15 protein-coding genes and 1 pseudogene are annotated in these 19,257 nt (G+C 68.7%); 6 read left to right on the top strand and 10 right to left on the bottom strand.

Annotated elements, in window-relative coordinates; all coding sequences use genetic code 11:
* Nucleotides 1–32: 32 nt before the first annotated feature.
* Both ACIOSY_RS02865 and ACIOSY_RS02860 read right to left on the bottom strand, forming a co-directional pair.
* Complete coding sequence (locus tag ACIOSY_RS02865) at nt 33–1,004, bottom strand: alpha/beta hydrolase (protein WP_400848675.1); 972 nt, start codon at nt 1,002–1,004, stop codon at nt 33–35.
* A gap of 190 nt (nt 1,005–1,194) precedes the next feature.
* On the bottom strand, nt 1,195–1,902 hold the full coding sequence (locus tag ACIOSY_RS02860; protein WP_400848672.1) for a ZIP family metal transporter: 708 nt from the start codon (nt 1,900–1,902) through the stop codon (nt 1,195–1,197).
* Nucleotides 1,903–2,037: 135 nt separating this feature from the next.
* On the opposite strand from ACIOSY_RS02860, the gene argG reads away from it, so the two are divergent.
* The 6 genes from argG to ACIOSY_RS02830 all read left to right on the top strand — a co-directional run bounded on the left by argG (nt 2,038) and on the right by ACIOSY_RS02830 (nt 10,543).
* Nucleotides 2,038–3,471, top strand: coding sequence for an argininosuccinate synthase (gene argG, locus ACIOSY_RS02855; RefSeq protein WP_400848669.1), 1,434 nt, complete (start codon nt 2,038–2,040; stop codon nt 3,469–3,471).
* Between the two features lie 242 nt (nt 3,472–3,713).
* Nucleotides 3,714–4,340, top strand: coding sequence for a TetR/AcrR family transcriptional regulator (locus ACIOSY_RS02850; protein WP_400848666.1), 627 nt, complete (start codon nt 3,714–3,716; stop codon nt 4,338–4,340).
* Nucleotides 4,337–5,122: a hypothetical protein gene (locus ACIOSY_RS02845; protein ID WP_400848663.1), complete on the top strand. Its 786-nt coding sequence runs from the start codon at nt 4,337–4,339 to the stop codon at nt 5,120–5,122. Before ACIOSY_RS02850 ends, ACIOSY_RS02845 begins: the two co-directional genes overlap by 4 nt.
* Nucleotides 5,119–6,948, top strand: a complete 1,830-nt coding sequence (locus tag ACIOSY_RS02840) for a YhgE/Pip family protein (protein ID WP_400848660.1) — start codon at nt 5,119–5,121, stop codon at nt 6,946–6,948. Before ACIOSY_RS02845 ends, ACIOSY_RS02840 begins: the two co-directional genes overlap by 4 nt.
* Before the next feature lie 143 nt (nt 6,949–7,091).
* Nucleotides 7,092–9,740 (top strand): penicillin acylase family protein, encoded by a 2,649-nt coding sequence (locus tag ACIOSY_RS02835; protein ID WP_400848657.1) that lies wholly within the window; start codon nt 7,092–7,094, stop codon nt 9,738–9,740.
* 41 nt (nt 9,741–9,781) lie between these two features.
* A complete protein-coding gene (locus tag ACIOSY_RS02830) occupies nt 9,782–10,543 on the top strand; it encodes an alpha/beta fold hydrolase (protein ID WP_400848654.1) in 762 nt (253 codons plus the stop codon).
* A gap of 230 nt (nt 10,544–10,773) precedes the next feature.
* On the opposite strand, the gene ACIOSY_RS02825 is transcribed toward ACIOSY_RS02830, so the two are convergent.
* From ACIOSY_RS02825 to ACIOSY_RS02790, 8 genes and pseudogenes are all read right to left on the bottom strand, one after another.
* A complete protein-coding gene (locus ACIOSY_RS02825; RefSeq protein WP_400849085.1) occupies nt 10,774–11,418 on the bottom strand; it encodes an endonuclease domain-containing protein in 645 nt (214 codons plus the stop codon).
* A 457-nt stretch (nt 11,419–11,875) separates the two neighbouring features.
* Nucleotides 11,876–12,265, bottom strand: a complete 390-nt coding sequence (mnhG, locus tag ACIOSY_RS02820) for a monovalent cation/H(+) antiporter subunit G (protein ID WP_400848651.1) — start codon at nt 12,263–12,265, stop codon at nt 11,876–11,878.
* Nucleotides 12,262–12,531 (bottom strand): monovalent cation/H+ antiporter complex subunit F, encoded by a 270-nt coding sequence (locus ACIOSY_RS02815; protein ID WP_400848648.1) that lies wholly within the window; start codon nt 12,529–12,531, stop codon nt 12,262–12,264. The genes mnhG and ACIOSY_RS02815 overlap by 4 nt, the downstream gene beginning before the upstream one ends.
* Nucleotides 12,528–13,136 (bottom strand): Na+/H+ antiporter subunit E, encoded by a 609-nt coding sequence (locus ACIOSY_RS02810; protein WP_400848645.1) that lies wholly within the window; start codon nt 13,134–13,136, stop codon nt 12,528–12,530. Before ACIOSY_RS02810 ends, ACIOSY_RS02815 begins: the two co-directional genes overlap by 4 nt.
* Nucleotides 13,133–14,686 (bottom strand): Na+/H+ antiporter subunit D, encoded by a 1,554-nt coding sequence (locus ACIOSY_RS02805; RefSeq protein ID WP_400848642.1) that lies wholly within the window; start codon nt 14,684–14,686, stop codon nt 13,133–13,135. Before ACIOSY_RS02805 ends, ACIOSY_RS02810 begins: the two co-directional genes overlap by 4 nt.
* 263 nt (nt 14,687–14,949) lie before the next feature.
* Nucleotides 14,950–15,453 (bottom strand): annotated as a pseudogene (locus ACIOSY_RS02800) (Na(+)/H(+) antiporter subunit C); the annotation flags it as partial.
* Nucleotides 15,453–18,416, bottom strand: coding sequence for a Na+/H+ antiporter subunit A (locus ACIOSY_RS02795; RefSeq protein WP_400848639.1), 2,964 nt, complete (start codon nt 18,414–18,416; stop codon nt 15,453–15,455). The gene ACIOSY_RS02795 and the pseudogene ACIOSY_RS02800, both read right to left, overlap by 1 nt.
* Before the next feature lie 123 nt (nt 18,417–18,539).
* Nucleotides 18,540–19,256: a GntR family transcriptional regulator gene (locus ACIOSY_RS02790; protein ID WP_400848636.1), complete on the bottom strand. Its 717-nt coding sequence runs from the start codon at nt 19,254–19,256 to the stop codon at nt 18,540–18,542.
* Nucleotide 19,257 lies beyond the last annotated feature (1 nt).

Genomic DNA, 19,257 nt, shown 5'->3' with positions numbered 1-19,257 from the left:
CCATCGCGCGGGAATTCCACCCTAGGGGGTCATCACCCGAGCAGGCGGTTCACCCAGTTGTCGCGAGCGGCGAGCATCGCCTGCGAGACCGCAGCATGCGGAGCGAACATGTCGAACCCGTGGAACCCGCCCGCCCAGACGTGCAGTTCGGCCTGCACACCCGCTGCCCACAGCTCGGTGGCGTAGGCGACGTCTTCATCGCGGAACACCTCGGCGCTCCCGCAGTCGATGAACGCCGGGGGAAGATCGGAGAGGTCGGTGGCGCGGGCGGGCGCGGCGTAGATCGACACGTCGTCGGTGCCGACGCGGTCACCGAGCAGCGCCGTCCAGCCGGTGATGTTGGAGCCGCGGTCCCAGATGCCGACACCGTCGATCTGCTGCGTCGACACCGACTCGTCGCGGTCGTCGAGCATCGGGTAGATGAGCAGCTGGCCGATGAGCGCAGGCCCCTTCCGATCGCGGGCGAGCAGGGTCGTGCCCGCCGCGAGGCCACCTCCGGCGCTGGCCCCGCCAATCAGCAGACGCGTGAGGTCGATACCCAGTTCGGCTGCGTTCTCGGCGGTCCACACCAGCGCGGCGTAGCAATCCTCGACGGGCGTCGGGTCGGGGAACTCGGGTGCCAGTCGGTATTCGACGGTGACGATGACACCGTTGAAGCGCTCGGCCCAGTCGAGGAAGCCGACCACCCCGAGCCACCGGTTGCCGATGATCATGCCGCCGCCGTGGGTGTGGAAGAACCCCGGGCCGGTGCCCGTGCGCCCCTCCTTCTCGATGACGGTGACGACGATCTCGCCGCCCTCGTGACCGGCGATCGTGATGTCGCGCCAGCCGAAGCCGCGCTCGGCGAGCACCTCGAAGATCTCCTCACCCCCGCCGACCGGCGACTGCCGCATCAGGGGAATCATCTCCGGCGTGAGGGTCGACGGCATCTGGTCGCCGACGAGTGCGAGCGCGGCCTCCAGCTCCGGGTCGAACGGCGGGCGGCGCAGGGTTGTCTCAGTCATCGGAACTCCTTCGTTCTCGGTCGCCTCGAGTTGGCGTGTCGCCAGCATCCTGCAGCGCTCGTTCGAGGGTAACCCGCCAGTCGCAGCCGATCGCGGGGCGGGCGTCCGCCGGGTGGCGGGTAGCGCGTCGCTGAGCCCACCCCACTGGGTCGCTGAGCCTGTCCAAGCGCCCCCACGAAGACTCCGCGAATCAGGACGCGAGCGCGAGGCCCGCGGCGAGCGCGAAGCCGAGCACGGTGGCGAGCCCGGTCGACTCCTTGGCCTTGGACTGCGCCTCGGGAACCATCGAGTCGACGAGCATGACGAGCAGCGCACCGGCGGCGAATCCGCTCGCTGCGGCGCGGAACTCATCGCCGGTGACGCTCGCGAGCCCGAAACCGGCGACGGTTGCGACGGCGCAGATCACGGCGACGCCCGCCCACAGCCACAGCACGCGCGACTTCGCCATGCCGCCTTCGAGCAGGTCGGCGGCCGAGCCGATCGACTCGGGGAGGTTCGAGACGAGGATGGCGACGACGAGCGCGATGCTCACCGGTTCGCCGGATGCGAGGCCGATGCCGAGGACGAGCTGTTCGGGGATGCCGTCGAGCAGGGCTCCGACGGCGAGCTGACCGCCACCCGCCTGCTCCTTCTTCTTCGCAGCGCGCGCGTCGAGGATGCGGTCGGCGATGTAGTAGCTGAGGGCGCCGAGGGCGACACCGACGACGAGCGGGATGGGGCCGGCGAGGTCGAGCCCTTCCTCCCACAGTTCGAAGGCGATCGAGGCCATCAGGGCGCCGGCGCCGAAGCCGAGCACGATACCGAGCCAGCGCGGCGGCCATTTTCGCAGCAGCGCGAGCACGGCACCGATGAACAGCGGCGCCGCCGCGACCACGCCCCACAGCACTGCTCCGCCCATGCGCCTACTCTCCCACTTCCCCCGTCGTGCGCACTGCTCCCGCACGGAACGGCGCGCCCCGGCATCCATCCCCATCCCGGACGGATGCCGTCACGCATTCGAGAGCGACACGCCGCCCGCCGTAGACTGGAGAGCATGTCCAAGGTCCTCCAGTCCCTGCCCGTCGGCGAGCGCGTCGGCATCGCTTTCTCCGGAGGACTCGACACCTCCGTGGCCGTCGCGTGGATGCGCGAGAAGGGCGCCGTGCCGTACACGTACACCGGCGACCTCGGGCAGTACGACGAAGACGACATCGAGTCGATCCCGGGCCGCGCGCTCGAGTACGGCGCCGCCGAATCGCGCCTCGTCGACTGCAAGACCGCCCTGGTCGAAGAGGGCTTCGTCGCCCTCGCCTGCGGCGCGTTCCACATCCGTTCCGGTGGCAAGACGTACTTCAACACCACGCCCCTCGGCCGCGCCGTCACCGGCACGCTGCTGGTGCGCGCCATGAAGGAAGACGGCGTCGACATCTGGGGCGACGGCTCGACCTACAAGGGCAACGACATCGAGCGGTTCTACCGCTACGGCCTGCTCGCCAACCCGCGCCTGCGCATCTACAAGCCGTGGCTCGACGCCGACTTCGTCACCGAGCTCGGCGGCCGCAAAGAGATGAGCGACTGGCTCGTCGCCCGCGACTTCCCCTACCGCGACTCCGCCGAGAAGGCGTACTCGACCGACGCCAACATCTGGGGCGCCACCCACGAGGCCAAGACCCTCGAGCACCTGAACGTCTCGCTCGAGACCGTCGACCCCATCATGGGCGTCAAGTTCTGGGACCCGTCGGTCGCCATCGAGACCGAAGACGTCACCGTCACGTTCGAAGCCGGCCGCCCGGTCGCCATCAACGGCGTCGAGTACTCCGACCCGGTGGCGCTAGTGCAGGAGGCGAACACCATCGGCGGTCGCCACGGCCTCGGCATGAGCGACCAGATCGAGAACCGCATCATCGAGGCGAAGTCGCGCGGCATCTACGAGGCCCCGGCGATGTCGCTGCTGTTCATCGCCTACGAGCGCCTCATCAACGGCATCCTGAACGAAGACACCCTCGCGACGTACCACGAGCAGGGTCGCCGCCTGGGTCGCCTCATGTACGAAGGACGCTGGCTCGACCCGCAGTCGCTCATGCTGCGCGAGTCGATCCAGCGCTGGGTGGGCCTCACCATCTCGGGCTCGGTCACGATCCGCCTGCGTCGCGGCGATGACTGGACCATCCTCGACACCGTCTCGTCGAACCTCTCCTACGGCCCCGAGAAGCTCTCGATGGAGCGCGTCGGCGACGCGGCCTTCGGCCCGGTCGACCGCATCGGACAGCTGACTATGCGCAACCTCGACATCGCCGACTCGCGTGCCCGCCTCGAGCAGTACGCGGGCCTCGGCCTCGTCGGCGGCGCGACGGGCGAGCTCGTCGGCCGGGTGACGGCGGGCGAGTCCGGCGAGATCACGGGTTCGGTCGAGAACGTCGACGAGACCCTGGCCGACGCCGTCGACGTCGCGTCCGAGGGCGCGGCCTTCGACTCCGGCACCGACTGACCCCTCGCGGGTTTCGATCAGGGGGCGGATGCTGCGGCATCCGCCCCTTTTTCGTGCCGTCTCGCGGGGCGCGTGGCACCCGTCGTGCATAACTCCTCAGATTCTCCGGATTCCGGGCACCCTCGCGAGGTTTGCGGCCCTCCGCGAAGCGATTCTGCGGAGTTATGCAGACGTCCGAGCGGATGCTGTGAGTCCGTCGAGTTATCTTGCACACCTCTGTGCACATTAAGTACACTTGAACGATGACCACCCGCGCACCCCGCCGCGATGCCGTCGAGAACCGCGCCGGCATCCTCGATGCCGCCCGCGCCACCCTGTCGGCCGACCCCTACGCCTCGGTCGACGTGATCGCGCGCAGCGCCGGCCTCTCTCGACGCACCCTCTACGGCCACTTCGACGACCGCGACGCGCTCATCCGCGAACTCATCTCGAGCGGAGCGCAGCGCTTCAACGCGATCGCCGCCGCGGTCGCCGATGCCGATGCCCGCCTCGCCCTCGCCCGCCTCGCCGCACGCCTGTGGCACGAGGCCGCGCACGTGCAGGTGGCCGCCGCCCTCGCCCTCGACGAGGCGCACGTCGAGCACACCGCCGACGCCCTCGCCCCCCTGCGCCGCACCGTGGCCGCCCTCGTGCGCCGGGGGCAGGAAGACGGCAGCTTCCGCACCGACCTCGCCGCCCCGACCCTCGCCCGCCTGATCGAGGAGATGGCCCGCACGGTCATCTCCCGAACGGATGCCGCGAGCTCGGGAGCCGCGAATCTCGCCGTGCGCACCGTCCTCAGCATCGCCGGCCTGTCCTGGCGCGAAGCCGACGACCTGCTGACGGCCCACCCCGACATCGTCGCCGACACGACGGAGGCCGTCGCATGAGAATCACCCTGCACGACGTGAGCAAGGGCAAGAACGGCCAGGCCCTGCCATCCACGAGCCTCGAGTTCCACACCGGCGAGGTGCGTTTCGCCCTCGCCGAGACCGAGCAGCGCCCGACCGTCTTGGGCCTGATCGCGAGCGGACGCATGCGCCCCGAGACCGGACGCGTGACCCTCGACGGATCCGAGAACCCGAAGGCGCTGCGCCGGCGCATCGCGCTCGTCGACGCGCCGGATGTCAGCGACCCGCACGCCGACATCTCGCTCGCCGGCGTCGTCGGTGAAGAGCTGATGTTCGCCGGACTCGGTGCGACGCCCCTGCATGCTCGGCGTTGGCTCTCGCAGCTCGGGTACTCCGAGTTGGCCTCGACACCGATCGGCAACATCGACCCCGCCGCGCGCGTGCGCATCCTGTGCGAGCTCGCGGTGCTGCGCGACGGCACCGAGGGCGTCGTGCTCGTCTCGCCCGATCGGCACGGCGGTACACCGGACGGCTGGTGGCGCATCGCCCGCGAGTTCGCCGAGCGCGGCTTCGCGATGCTCGTGATCGTCGGCGGGTCCGCGGCCGTGGCCCTCGAACGCATGGAAGAACTCGGCGCGATCAACGCGTCCGGCCCGGTCGACGTCGACACCGAGGCCCTTCGACAGGCTCAGGGACCCAGCGACGAGGACGACGACGGGGTAGTTGAGCCCGCCGAGGACGACCCCGAAAACTGGGTCGCTGAGCCTGTCGAAGCGCCCGCCACAAGCAACGAAGACCCCGAGAACGGAGCCGCCTCATGAAGGTTCCCGCGATGATCGCCGCCGAACTGCGGCGGCTGACGGCGAGCAAGATGGGCATCATCGCGCTCGTCGCGCTCGTGTGCGTGCCGATCCTCTACGGCGGCCTGTACCTCTGGGCGAACCAGGATCCGTACGCGAAGTTCCCCGATGTTCCGGTGGCTCTGGTCGTCGATGACGACGGAGCTCCGTCGACGGCATCCGATGCCGCCGAGGGCGAGACCGTGAACTACGGCGAAGACGTCGCCGAGAACCTCATCGAGGGCAACGCGTTCGACTGGCAGCGCATGACGGCCGATGAGGCAGCGGATGCTCTGCGCCACGGCACCGTCGATTTCACCGTGACGATCCCCTCCGACTTCTCGACGGCGCTGACCTCGGCGGCCGGCGATGATCCGCATCAGGCGCGCATCGAACTCGAGACGAACGATGCGAACAACTACCTGGCCTCGTCGATGGGCACGCAGGCGGTCGAGAAGATCCGCAGCTCGGTGGCCGAGATGGTCGGCAGCGAGGCGGCGGAGCGACTGCTCACGGGTCTCAGCGACATCCGCGACAGCCTGGTCACGGCGACCGACGGTGCGACGCAGCTGACCGACGGCGCGAACACCGCAGCATCCGGCAGCGCCACCCTCGCCGACGGCACCGCCCAGCTCGCCGACGGCACGGCCCAGCTCGCCTCCGGGGCGCAGACTCTCGCGAGCGGCGCGCAGCAGGTGAGCGACGGCAATCGCCAGCTCGCCGACATCGCCGACCGTGCGGGCACGGTCGTGCAGCAGGCGACGGATGCTCTGCCCCAGGTGCGCTCCGACATCACCACGCTGTTGACCGATCAGGGGCTCACGCAGGACGAGATCGACCAGGTTCTCGCGAAGATGGATCCGCTCGCCACCCGCCTGCAGGACGGCAACACGACCGTGCAGACGGCGGTCTCGAAGGTCGATCAGCTGGCGGATGGCGCGGCCCAGGTCGCGTCCGGAGCATCCACTCTCGCCTCCGGTGCGGGAACCGTCGCGCAGGGTGCGGCCGCCGCGAACGACGGCGCCGCCCAGCTGCGTGACGGACTCGGCACGCTCGCGAGCGGCGCGGCCGAGCTGCGCGACGGCTTGGCCTCGGGTGTCGATCAGATCCCGGCATCCACCCCCGATCTGCGTTCCCAGCAGGCCGACACGATCGCCGACCCGGTGAAGGTGTCGAGCGACAAGGTCGCCTCTGCCGAGGACTACGGCGCAGGCCTCGCCCCGTTCTTCGCGGCGCTGTCGGCCTGGATCGGCATCTACGCCCTGTTCCTCATCGTGAAGCCGATCTCGCGGCGCGCGATCACGGCCCTGCACTCGCCGGTGCGCATCACGCTCGCCGGCTGGCTCACGCCCGCCGCACTCGGCGCGGTGCAGATGGTCGGGCTGATGGGCATCCTCGCGCTCACGCTCGGGTTCACGTTCAACCATCCGCTGGGCACGCTCGGGGTGATGGTGTTCGCCTCGGCGACGTTCGCGGCGATCATCCTCGCCCTGAACGTGTGGCTCGGATCGGTCGGTCAGTTCCTGGGTCTCGTGCTCATGGTGCTTCAGCTCGTCACCGCGGGCGGCACGTTCCCCTGGCAGACGCTGCCCGCACCGTTGGCGGCACTGCATCACGTGCTTCCGCTGGGCTACGTGGTCGATGCGATGCGGCAGCTGATGTACGGCGGCGATCTCGCTCGGGCGGGAAGCGACCTGCTCGTGCTGGGCATCTGGCTCGTCGGCGCCCTGCTGCTCGCCATGATCGGGGTGACCCGCATGACCCATCGGCGCACGCTGCGCGATCTGCAGCCGAGCCTGATCGGCTGAGTTATCCACACGCGGGAGATCACCCCCTCCCGCGTGCGCAGATGCGTGGGTAAGCTGCGAGGGCGCGTGTCGCTTCCGCGAGACGCGCTCTGGGGCTTGGTGGTACTGAGTTCCTTCCGGCGACCCGAAAGAAGCCCGGTGCGATGACTGATTCGACGGCGAATGTCACACCCTCCCGACCTCCGCTGCGGGTGCGGATCGGACGCATCGCGTTCCTCTTCGTCGCCGCCCTCGTGGTCGTCGCGGTGGCCGCCGCCTTCTTCGTCACCTGGACCATCCAGCGCTCGTTCCCGCAGACCGACGGCGAGATCGCGGTCGAAGGACTCACGAGCACCGTCACCGTGCAGCGCGACGATCGCGGCATCCCGACCATCACCGCCGACTCGACCGACGACCTGTTCTACGCCGAGGGCTTCGTGCACGCGCAGGACCGGTTCTTCGAGATGGACTTCCGTCGGCACGTCACCTCCGGCCGCGTCGCCGAGTTGTTCGGCGAATCGCAGGCGGCGACGGATGCCTTCCTCCGCACCCTCGGCTGGCGCACCGTCGCCGAAGCCGAGGTCGCGGCGATGGACGAGAAGACCCTCGGCTACTACGAGGCCTACGCCGACGGGGTCAACGCGTACCTCGCCTCGCGCTCCGGCGCCGAACTCTCGCTCGAGTACGCGGTTCTCGGGCTGCAGAACCCCGACTACGAGCCCGAGCCGTGGGAACCCGCCGACTCCGTCGCGTGGTTGAAGGCGATGGCGTGGGACCTGCGCGGCAACATCGGAGACGAGGTCGACCGTGCGCTGCTCGCGTCGGAGATCGATCCGGAATCGGATGCTCCGGCCGACACCACCGCGCTGCTCGAGAAGCTCTACCCCGCCTACCCCTTCGACGAGAACCCGGTGATCGTGCCGAAGATCTCGACCGTGCCACCGGTGGGGACGGGCGCCGAGGCGGTGTCGGCACCGAGCGGCAGCGACGACGACGTGCAGCAGGCGTCCACCCGCGTCGAGTGGCACGAGGCCACCGATGTCATCGAGGCCGCGAGCATCCTGGTCGGCGATGTCGGCGAGGGCATCGGCTCGAACTCCTGGGTCGTATCCGGCAACCTCACCGAGTCCGGGCTCCCCCTGCTCGCCAACGATCCTCACCTCGGCGCCGCACTCCCCTCGGTCTGGTACCAGGTGCAGCTGAAGTGCTCGACGGTCGACGAGTCCTGCCCGTTCGACATGGGCGGCTTCTCGTTCTCCGGGCTGCCGGGCATCGTGATCGGCCACAACCAGACGATCGCCTGGGGATTCACCAACCTCACCACCGACGTCACCGATCTCTACATCGAGAAGATCGAGGGCGACCAGTACTGGCGCGACGGCGCCCTGGTGCCCCTCGAGGAGAAGACCGAGACGATCTCCGTCGCGGGCGGCGACGACATCGAGCTCTCGATCCGCTCGACCGTGCACGGACCCATCATCTCGGGACTCAGCGACGACTTCACCGAGATCGCCGCCGACCCCGGTCCCGGCCTCGGCGCCGGCGGATCGACGTCGTCGGCACCCGCGACCGAGGGCTCCGAGGGCGAGTACGCCGTCAGCCTGCGGTGGACGGCCCTCGACCCCGGCACGGCGGCGAGCGCCGTCTTCGATCTCTCGACCGCGCAGAACTTCGACGAGTTCCGCGTCGCGGCATCCGGTTTCGACGTGCCGGCGCAGAACCTGATCTACGCCGACACCGACGGCAACATCGGCTATCAGGCGCCCGGCCGGCTGCCGATCCGCGGCGCGGGCGACGGTTGGATGCCGCAACCGGGGTGGGACAGCAGCTACGACTGGACGGGGTACATCCCGTTCGACGAGCTGCCCGTCTCGTACAACCCGGCATCGGGGTACATCGTCACCGCCAACAATGCGATCGTCACCGACGACTACGACTACTTCCTCTCGCGCGACTGGGACTACGGCTACCGGGCCGGTCGCATCGCCGAGCTCATCGACCGCCGATCCTCGGTCGCCGCGCTGACGGCAGACGACATGCGGGCGATCCAGATGGATGCCGAGATGCCCATCGGAGCCCAGCTCGCCACTGCGCTCGACGACGTCGAGGTGTCGGGAGCGGGAACGAAGGATGCCGTCGAGCTGCTGCGCACGTGGGACACGCAGAACTCCGCCTCGTCGGCTGCCGCCGCCTACGCCAACGTGCTCTGGTCGAACCTGGTGCGGAACATCTTCGCCGAGCGCGAGCAGCCTCTGCCGGTCACGAACCAGGGGCGGCTGTTCACCGTCGTCTCGGCCCTGCTCGACGATCCCTCCGACCCGCTCTGGACCAACGAGAGCATCGACGTCGACGGGATCGACGAGATGCTCGCGCTGTCGGCCGAAGAGGCCTACGACGAGCTGTCGGCTCTGCAGGGCACCGACCAGCGCCACTGGAACTGGGGCGACCTGCACGCGATCACGCTGACGAGCGACACGTTCGGCTCCTCCGGTATCGCACCGATCGAGATGCTGTTCAACCGCGGACCGTTCCCGGTGAGCGGCGGCAGCTCGGTGGTGAACGCCACCGGCTGGAGCATCGGCGACGGCTACGCCACCACCACCGTTCCGTCGATGCGGATGGTCATCGACCTGGCCGACTTCGATGCTTCGACGTGGAATCACCTCACCGGAGCATCCGGACACGCATTCCATGAGCACTACATCGATCAGACGAACGATTGGGCCGCCGGCATCCAGAAGCCCTGGGCCTTCTCGACGAAGGCCGTCGCCGCCGCCGCGGTCTCGACACTGGTGCTCACGCCGAAGGGCTGAGGGCTGAGGGCTCATCCAGCGCGGTCGGCTACCGTTGACAGGTGCCCACCAGTTACCTCGCCCCGAAGGGCACCCCCGTCACCCTGCTGGAGTTCGAGCACGCAGGATCCACCCTCATCGCCGAGACCTTCGGTGAGGGAGACCACACCTTCCTGCTGCTGCACGGCATCGGCATGGGACGCAGCGTGTACCTCGACGTCGTGCAGCGCCTGCGCGGACGCGTGATCGCCCTCGACCTTCCCGGTTTCGGTGAGGCGCCCGAGCCGACCCGCACCCTCACGATGGAGCGCCACGCCGACCTCGTCGCGGCCTACCTGCGCCACACCGGATCCGACCCCGTCGTCGTTATCGGGCACTCGATGGGCAGCCAGATCGCGGCGGAACTCGCGGCGCGGCATCCGCTGCTCGTCGAAGGCGTCATCCTCGCCGGCCCCACCGTCAACAAGGCGGCGCGCAACATCGGCGCGCAGGCGACCTACCTGCTGAGCGACCTCATCGGGGAGCGCCCGCTGGTCATCTGGCGCGGTGCGCGCGAGTACCTCCGAGGCGGCCCGCACCTGTTCCGCAAGATGCGCGCGACCATCGCGCACCAGCCCGAGAAGGCGTTCGCCCGTATCGATGCGCCCGTGCTGGTGCTGCGCGGCGAAGACGACCCGCTCGCCCCGATGAGCTGGTGCCAGGAGATCGTCGATGAGATCCCCGGCGCGCAGCTCGAAGTCATCCCCGACCACGGCCACGGCACGCTGATCACCGACTCCGCGCCCGCCGCGCGCCTGATCCAGGGCTTCGCCGACGCGCTGTGAGGCGTGCCCCGCTCGGCCTGGTCGTCCATAACTCAGGACAAACCGTCGCTGAACCCCGCAGTCGGCTCTCATACTGCCAACGGAGGCTCGGCTGTCCTGAGTTAGAGACGCCGGGTGCCGCGAATCGCTGCGGCAGATCGCGCCGCGGCGCGGACCGTAACTCAGGACGGATGGAGGCGAGGAGCCATCTGGCCGCTGCTTCCAGTGTGGGATAGGCGATTTGTCCTGAGTTATGGACGACCAGGTCGCACGAAACGCGGACCCAGCGCGTCGACCACGCGCAGAATGCTCTGCTGCACTGCCATCGAGTCGTAGAGAATCTCTGACGCGAGCGGTCGGATCGTCACATATCCGAGGCAAGCTGCCGCGAGGTCGCGTCGGCGATCTTCCTTCTGCTTGTCCCAGCCCTCGTGGAATTCCTTGCTGTCGCACTCGATGATCAGCCACCCTTCGACGACGAAATCGACTCGTCCGACCCCGCCGATCCAGACCTGGGTCTCGAAGGACAGGCCGAGCGCGCGCAACATCAGGCGCACGAAAGTCTCCGGTCCAGACTCCGCCGTCGAGTCGACCAGGCGCAGGAGCGCCCGGAATCGCCTCGGGAGATCAGCGAAGATTCGCCGCAGCTGGTCCTTCGTGAGCAGGGCATGGTGAGCGAGGCTGTCGAGCGTCGCCAGTGCGGCTCGCGGCTCCTGACACCTCATCGCATGCCGAACTGCCTCCTCGAGGGTGGCCACGTGCAGGAGTTCGCGCGTGGCTGTCCGATCCCAGTGCAGCCGGAAGTCTGCGCCGACGGGTCGCTCGAACCGCGAACTGCTTCTCGGTACCTGTACGTGAACGACCGCATCGGCCGACAACACGAATATGTCGAGCATCCGCAGCACCGTGAGACAAGTGACACGACCGCCCATCCGCGCGGCCGTGGCGATCGCGTCGTGCTCCTCCGCGCGTGCGTACCGATCGCGTCGCACACGGACGAGCCGACCACTCCGCAGTTCTTCTTCGATGCGGCGGCGTGAGAAGCCATGGTCGCGCAGGTCCTGCCGTGTGAAGAGCGCGGGCGCGAAGAGTGCGGCGGCCAGCTGAACGGGTGAGGCGTGCATCCCCACAGGATGTGGGGTGAGTCGGTTCGCTGGAGCTGATCTCAGGCTGATGTGCACAGCTCGCCGCAGAGTTTCGCCTGGGGAGGAAGAGTGGCAGCCGGAGCCGCTGTCCCTAACTCAGGACAATCGTCCCGATCAACGGCCATATTGCCCCAAACCGGCCCACACGCGCAGATTTGTCCTGAGTTAGGGCCAGCGCCGCCGACCCGAACCGAGCGACCCGCAGAACCTACCCCGCGCCGGGCGGGGTCTGCTTGGCGTCGGAGAGGTCGTCGACGACGAGGTTGCGCTGATCGGCCGAGCCGTTGCGGTACGCCTGGCGGCCCACGATGTGCGCCGAGAGCGGGGCGGTCGCGAACTGCATGAGGACGATCGGGGCGACCAGCAGCAGACCGACGAGGATGCCGCCGACACTGCGCTGCGACAGCGCGACCGCGAGGCAGATGAACAGCAGCCCGAGCACCTGCGGCTTGGTGGCCGCGTGCAGCCGCGAGGGCACATCGCGGAAGTGCAGCAGACCGACGGCGGCCGACAGGCAGAGCAGTGCGCCGAGCAGGATGAGCACGAGCACCGCCACGTCGATGACGGTGTCGGGGATGAGAAGGCCGAACACGTTCATGGTGTGGTGTTGTCCCTTCTCGCGACGAATCGGGCCACGGCGATGGATCCGAAGACGCCGATCGCCGCGATGATCAGCATGACCGGGATGCTGCGGGTGTGGCCGTTGATCGCCATCTCGGCACCGAGCACGCACATCACCTCGGTGAGCAGCACGTCGGAGGCGACGGCGCGGTCGAGGATCGAGGGACCGCGGAAGATCCGCACGACGGTGAGGATCGCGGCGATGCCGAACACGACCATGATGACGGTGAGCAGGATGTTCATCGGGTCCCGCCCTTCGTCGCGGCTCCGGTCGGGAGGCTGCCCTTGCGCGCTCGTTCGTCGGCCTTGAGCTCGCGGTACTGGGCGGGATCGCCGAGCGCCCGCACCACCCGCTGCTCCCACCGCAGCACGCCCTGGCGCTGCTTCTCGACGTCGGCGGCGTTGCGCACGCCGATCACGTGCAGGTACAGCACCCGACGGTCACGGTCGGCTTCGACGACCAGCGAGCCGGGCACCAACGACGACACCACGGCGACGTGGGTCATGACGAGGTCGTCGGCGTAGCGCAGCGGCACCGCCATGATCGCGGCTCCCGGCTGGCGGCGGAAGTCGAACACCTGCACCGTCACCGAGAGCGCACCGCGCAGCACCGCCCACAGGAACTGCACGACGAACACCGCCGCGTACCAGACGTTCACGCGCCCCGACAGCTCGACGGTCGGCAGACGGAACACGCGAGTGACGAAGACCGCGACGATGAGCCCGGTGAGGAAGGCCAGCAGGGTGAACTGCGCCCACAGCAGCATCCAGAGCACGACGAGCCACACCAGGAACGGGATCTGCGCGCGGATGTCGCGCCAGACGTGCCGCTTGGTCGTGGGGGTCATCCGCCGACCTCCTCTTCGAGCTGCACGAGGTTCACGGGCTGCAGGAGAACCTCGCCGATGCGATCGCAGAGGGCGTAGAGCGGGCCGGCGAAGACGGTGAGCGCCAGCGTCACGCCGACCATTCCCGCCGTCGACACGGTCATGATCTTCGGGATGCGGCGACGCTCCTGCTGCTCATCGGCGGCGGGTGCGTTGCCGAGGTACGAGATGCGTCCCTCGGTCTCGGTGGAGTCCTCGGTCTCGCGCCAGAACGCGAGGTTCCAGGCGCGCATGAGGGCGTAGAGGGTGAGCAGCGAGGTGATGATGCCGCCGCCGATCAGCACGAGCATGAGCGGGGTGCCGATGGATGCCGCGGCTTCGAACAGCGCGAACTTGCCGATGAACCCCGAGAACGGTGGCAGTCCGCCGAGGTTGATGGCGGGGATGAAGTAGAGCACGGCGATCACTGGTGCGATCTTGAGCAGCCCCTTGACCCGCAGGATCGAGGTGCTGCCGGCTCTTCGTTCGACCAGCCCCACGGCGAGGAACAGGGTGGTCTGCACGACGATGTGGTGGACGATGTAGTACACCGTCGCGCCGATCGCCGCCGGCGTCGCGATCGCGAGGCCGAAGATCATGTATCCGACGTGGCTGACGAGCGTGAACGACAGGATTCGTTTGAGTTCGGCCTGCGCCACGGCGCCGAGCACGCCGACGATCATCGTGGCCAGGGCGATGATCAGCAGCACCGTGTCGATGCTGTTCGAGGCGAACAACTGCGTCTCGGTGCGGATGAGCGCGTAGACGCCGACCTTGGTCAGCAATCCCGCGAAGACCGCCGTGACCGGCGCCGGAGCGGTCGGGTACGAGTCGGGCAGCCAGAACGACACAGGGAAGATGGCGGCCTTGATGCCGAAGGCGACGACCAGCATGAGATGCAGCACCAGCTGCGTCTCTTGCGGCAGCTCCGACATCCGCTCGGCGATCTGCGCCATGTTCACGGTGCCGACGGCGCCGTAGATCATCGCGATCGCGGCGAGGAACAGGATCGACGAGACCAGCGACACGACGATGTAGACGGCGCCGGTGCGGATGCGCGACTCGGTGCTGCCGAGGGTGATCAGCACGTACGACGCGACGAGCAGGATCTCGAAGCCGACGTAGAGGTTGAAGAGGTCGCCCGCGATGAACGCGTTGAAGATGCCCGCGGCGAGGATCAGGTACGACGGGTTGAAGATCGAGATCGGGGTCTCGTCGGTGCCGTCGGCCGCTCCCTGACCGATCGAGAACAGGAGCACGGCGAGCAGCACGATGCTCGAGATGAGCACGAGCAGTGCGGCGAGGCGGTCGACGTACAGCACGATGCCGAACGGCACCGGCCATCCACCGACCGAGACGGCGATCGGCGCCCCGGCATCCACCGCCACCAGCAGCACGGCGGCGATGACCGAGACGGCGGCGAGGGTGATGACGGTGACGGCGACCTGCAGGCGCGGGTTGCGTCCGAAGACCAGGGTGACGGCCGCCCCGAACAGCGGCAGGGCGACGAGCAGGGGGACGAGGGCGCTCATGGGCGGTCCTCCTCGTCGGTGTGCCCGGGGGCGGTGTCGTCGGATGCCGTGTCGGCGGCGGTGTCACGGGCGGCGTCCGCCGCGTCGGTCTCGTGCGCCTCGGATGGGTGCGTGTCGGCGTCGGCGCGGAAGCCGGAAGACTCGGCCGAGGCGTCGTCCTCCGCCTCGTCATCGGGCGGGGCCGATTCATCGGTCAGGACGGATGCCGCATCCGATGCCGCGTCGGACTCGGCATCGGTCTGCGGATCATCGACCGGATACGAGCCGTACTCGCGATCCACCGGGGCATCGTCGTGGATCGACGGGTGGTCGCGCATGTGCAGCACCGTGATGGGCGCGGTCTGCACGCCCACGAAGTCGGTGGTCGCCTCGTCGTCGTCGGTCTCGGACTCGTCGTCCATGAGGTCTTCGTCGGCGTCGGTGCGCTCGCGGAGCGCGATGTCGGCCTCGTCGTCTTCGACGGTGTCGGCCTGACCCAGCTGCCAGGAACGATAGATGAGCGCCAGGAGGAACGCCGAGACCGCGAAGGTGATGACGATCGCGGTGAGGGTCAGTGCTTGCGGGAGCGGGTCGCTGATGTCGCCGTCGACGCCGAAGAACGGGGCGTTGCCCGGAACGCCCATGACGATGAGCAGCAGGAGGTTGGTCGCATTGCCGAGCAGCAGGAAGCCGATGAGCACGCGGGTGAGGCTGCGCTCGAGCATCGCGTAGACGCCGCAAGCGAACAGCACCGCCATGATGACGATGAGAGTGAGCGAGACGTCCATCAGCTGCCCACCCGCCTCTCGCGCATCGGGGCGCGCGGGTCGCGCAGCGCCTGGGTCTGACGGTCGACCTCGGCACCGAGGCTGCGGAGCACGTCGAGCACCAGGCCGATGACGACGAGGTAGACGCCGATGTCGAAGATCGTCGAGGTGACGAACTCCATGTGGCCGAGGCCGGGGATCTCCCACTCCCAGAACGAGCTGGTGAGGGGCGAGAGTCCGAAGAACATCGGGATCACGGCGGTACCGACGGCGAGGATGAGACCGAACCCGAGCAGGCGTCCGGCGTCGGTGGGCGCGGCGGCCCCCAGCTCCCAGCGGCCGCCGGCGATGTAGCGCATGACGAGTGCCATGCCCGCCACGAGACCGCCGGCGAAGCCGCCTCCCGGAAGGTTGTGACCCGAGAAGAGCAGGAAGATCGACACGACGATGATGGTGTGGAAGAGCACGCGCACGATCACTTCGAGCAGGATCGACCGGTTCTCGGGGTTCATCTTCTGACCACCGACGAGCCATGCGCGCGGGCTGTTCTCGTTCTCGGACGTCTGGAAGCGGATGCCGTCGGTCGTCTCGACCAGCGGTCGGCTCTGCGTGCGGCGGCGCTTCGAGCGCGGCAGCGTCTTGGTCGCAGCGAGCAGGTCGGCACGGTGCGTGACGAACACGAGCGAGGCGACGCCGGTGGCGGCGAGCACGAGCACCGAGAGCTCGCCCATCGTGTCCCACCCGCGCAGGTCGACGAGCGCGACGTTGACGACGTTCTTGCCGTGCCCGATCTCGTAGGCGAGTTGCGCGAAAGACGTCGAGATCGGCTCGTGGATGCGGGACTGCGTCGCGACCACGGCGACGAGGGCCATCGTGAGACCCACGCCGACGGCGAGCAGGGCGCGGGGGATGCGACCGACGGATGCGTTGTGCTCGCCCATCTTCGAGGGGAGCCGCCGCAGCACCAGGGCGAACGTGACCATGGTGACGGTCTCGACGAGGATCTGCGTGAGGGCGAGGTCGGGTGCGCCGCTGGTCGCGAACAGCACGACCATGCCGAGACCGGTCACCGACACGAGCACCACGCCCGTGTACCGCTTCTGCGCACGCACGGCGAAGACGCCGGCCGCGGCCATGATCGGCGCGACGACGATCTGCGCGGGCGTGTGCCAGGCCGACAGCTGGAACCGGTCGATGTCGGTCGCGACCAGGGCGGTGACCTCGGCGGCGACGAAGACGACGAAGATCGTGCCGACGTAGACGGGCAGCGAACCGCGCTGGGTGAGCGTGGTGCTGAGCACCGAGAGCCGGTCGATGCCGCGCATGACGAGGTAGTAGACGTCGGCGGCGGTGAACCGCAGCATGCGGGCCTTGCGGTCCCAGCCCGTGCGGCGCGTGAGCACGAAGAGGCCGAACCCGAGCAGGATCGAGAGGATCGAGATGACGAGCGCGGGCTCGAGGCCGTGCCAGAGCGCGAGGTGACCGGGGCCTTCGACGGCGACGCCTTCGGCATCGAGCCCCGGTGTCGCGGTGACGGCGTAGCCCTGCAGCGCGACGTCAAGCGCCGGGGCGCCGATTCCGGCGGCCAGCGTGACCCCGGCGAGGATGATCGGTGCCGAGAGGAAGCCGACGGGCGGGTCGGGCCAGAGCGTGTCGGGCATGCGTGCGCCCTGCTCGTCGCGCTTCGTCCAGAAGGCTCCCCAGAGGAACCGCACACCATATGCCGCGGTGAGCATGGATCCGAGGATCACGCCGATGAGCGCGACGAGACCCCAGGCGGAGCCCCCGATCGCGTCGTCGAGGAGTGCCGTGAGCGTGGACTCCTTGGCGACGAATCCGAGGGTCGGAGCGATGCCGGCCATCGACGCGACCGAGATGAATGCCGCAGTCGCCATGACCGGCGCCTGGCGTCCGACGCCGGAGAGCTCGTTGATGTCACGGGTGGAGAGTTGACGGTCGATCACACCGACGATCAGGAACAGCGCCGACTTGAACAGGGCGTGACCGATGACCAGGGCGAGTCCCGCGAGGGCTGCGGCCTGCGTGCCGTAGCCCACGACGACGGCGAAGAAACCGAGCTGACTGACCGTGCCGAACGCGAGGATGCGCTTGAGGTCGGTCTCGCGCAGCGCCTGGATTCCCCCGATCAGCATGGTCAGGATGCCGAGGCTGATGACGATCGGACGCCAGGGTGCGCTCATCGCGAAGATGGGCGCGAAGCGCGCGATGAGGTAGATGCCGGCCTTCACCATGGCGGCCGCGTGCAGGTAGGCGCTCACCGGGGTCGGCGCCGCCATCGCTCCGGGCAGCCAGAAGTGGAAGGGGAAGATCGCGGACTTGCTGATCGCGCCGATCAGGAGCATGACGATCGCGGCATCCACCATCGGTCCGGTCGGAACGATCGCGAGGATCTCGCGAATGCTGCTGGTACCGGCATCCACCACCAGGAGAACCACGCCGACGAACATGACGAGCCCGCCGAGCGTGGTGACCAGCAGCGCCTGCAGGGCCGCACGACGGCTGGCCGCACGACGGCGATAGTGGCCGATGAGGAGGTACGAGAGGATGCTCGTCACCTCCCAGAACATGACGAGCATGACCAGGTCGTCGGTGAGCACGAGACCGTACATCGCACCGGCGAAGCCGAGCAGCACGCCCGCGAACTGCCCGATGCCGGCGGTGTCGTCGAGGAAGTACCAGCGGCAGTACAGCAGCACCAGCGAGCCGACGCCGGTGACGATGAGGGTGAGCACCCAGCCGAGCACATCCATGTTCATCGACAGGTTCAGACCGAGCTGCGGGATCCACTCGACGGTCTCGAAGGGCGAGTCGCCGGCGATCACCTGCGGCGTCATGACGAGCGCCTGGATGAATGCCGCGGCGGGAATGAGTGCGGCGAAGACGAATGCCAGCGACCCCAGCCAGCGCACCAGAACGGGCATCAGGAGAGACCCGAGGAGGAACACGGCGAGGAGCGTCAGCATATACGCGGCTCCTCGGGGCTCGTCGGCCGGGGGAAAACGGCACAGGCGGGCGGGTGTCTGCTCCTATTCTACCTGGCGTTAGGGAACCGTTAGGCCGCGGCCCTTCGTCAGGGCCGCCCCGGGCTACTCCGACGCGTCGTCGGCCCGCGCGGCGAGCACCGGACCGAGGCGCGCGTACGAGTTCTCGATGTGCGCGAGCATCGCCGCGGCCGCACCCTCGGGGTCGCGCGCGCGCAGCGCGGCGAGGATCCGCTCGTGCTCGCTGACGGTGTCGTCTTCGAAGTCGTGGCGGAAGTTCAGGCGGTACAGGTGCATGTGCGAGCGCAGGCGCACGATCGCCTCCGACAGCAGCGGGCTGTGCGCGTGGTCGGCGATGAGGTGGTGGAAGTGCAGGTCTTCGTCGATGAAGTGCCGGTAGTTGCGGAAGCGTTCGTCTTCATCGGGGGCGGATGCCGTGCGCATCTGCACGACCGACTCGGCGAGTTCGGCCTCGGTCGCCGCATCGAGGTGGGTGGAGGCGCGGCGGGCGGCCTCGGGCTCGAGGAGTTCGCGCATGTCGTAGAGGTCGCGCAGGCCGGCGGCGTCGAGCAGCGGAGCTGCGACATAGCCCTTCAGCGCACGCTTCGCGACGAGCCCCTCGGACTCGAGTCGGGTGAGCGCCTCGCGCACAGGCGTCGGCGAGACGTCGAGGTCGCGGGCGACGGCATCGATGTTCACGCGGGCACCGGGTTCGATCACCCGGTCCATGAGCAGACCGAGCACGGCGTCGTACACGTCGTCGACGAGGGCGCGACGCGCGGGGAGCGCCCGGGGGCCTCGGGCCTCGTCGTCGCTGAACATG

Origin of the sequence: Microbacterium sp. NPDC087665 (genome assembly GCF_044743285.1) — a bacterium.
In the GTDB taxonomy this organism is placed as follows: domain Bacteria; phylum Actinomycetota; class Actinomycetes; order Actinomycetales; family Microbacteriaceae; genus Microbacterium.
This window is presented reverse-complemented; position numbering and strand designations above follow the sequence as displayed.

Bases quoted from the DNA above. Each gene is read 5' to 3' on its own strand.
- ACIOSY_RS02865 (WP_400848675.1), bottom strand. From the start codon at position 1,004: ATGACTGAGACAACCCTGCGCCGCCCGCCGTTCGACCCGGAGCTGGAG.
- ACIOSY_RS02860 (WP_400848672.1), bottom strand. From the start codon at position 1,902: ATGGGCGGAGCAGTGCTGTGGGGCGTGGTCGCGGCGGCGCCGCTGTTC.
- argG (WP_400848669.1), top strand. From the start codon at position 2,038: ATGTCCAAGGTCCTCCAGTCCCTGCCCGTCGGCGAGCGCGTCGGCATC.
- ACIOSY_RS02850 (WP_400848666.1), top strand. From the start codon at position 3,714: ATGACCACCCGCGCACCCCGCCGCGATGCCGTCGAGAACCGCGCCGGC.
- ACIOSY_RS02845 (WP_400848663.1), top strand. From the start codon at position 4,337: ATGAGAATCACCCTGCACGACGTGAGCAAGGGCAAGAACGGCCAGGCC.
- ACIOSY_RS02840 (WP_400848660.1), top strand. From the start codon at position 5,119: ATGAAGGTTCCCGCGATGATCGCCGCCGAACTGCGGCGGCTGACGGCG.
- ACIOSY_RS02835 (WP_400848657.1), top strand. From the start codon at position 7,092: ATGACTGATTCGACGGCGAATGTCACACCCTCCCGACCTCCGCTGCGG.
- ACIOSY_RS02825 (WP_400849085.1), bottom strand. From the start codon at position 11,418: ATGCTCGACATATTCGTGTTGTCGGCCGATGCGGTCGTTCACGTACAG.
- mnhG (WP_400848651.1), bottom strand. From the start codon at position 12,265: ATGAACGTGTTCGGCCTTCTCATCCCCGACACCGTCATCGACGTGGCG.
- ACIOSY_RS02815 (WP_400848648.1), bottom strand. From the start codon at position 12,531: ATGAACATCCTGCTCACCGTCATCATGGTCGTGTTCGGCATCGCCGCG.
- ACIOSY_RS02810 (WP_400848645.1), bottom strand. From the start codon at position 13,136: ATGACCCCCACGACCAAGCGGCACGTCTGGCGCGACATCCGCGCGCAG.
- ACIOSY_RS02805 (WP_400848642.1), bottom strand. From the start codon at position 14,686: ATGAGCGCCCTCGTCCCCCTGCTCGTCGCCCTGCCGCTGTTCGGGGCG.
- ACIOSY_RS02795 (WP_400848639.1), bottom strand. From the start codon at position 18,416: ATGCTGACGCTCCTCGCCGTGTTCCTCCTCGGGTCTCTCCTGATGCCC.
- ACIOSY_RS02790 (WP_400848636.1), bottom strand. From the start codon at position 19,256: ATGTTCAGCGACGACGAGGCCCGAGGCCCCCGGGCGCTCCCCGCGCGT.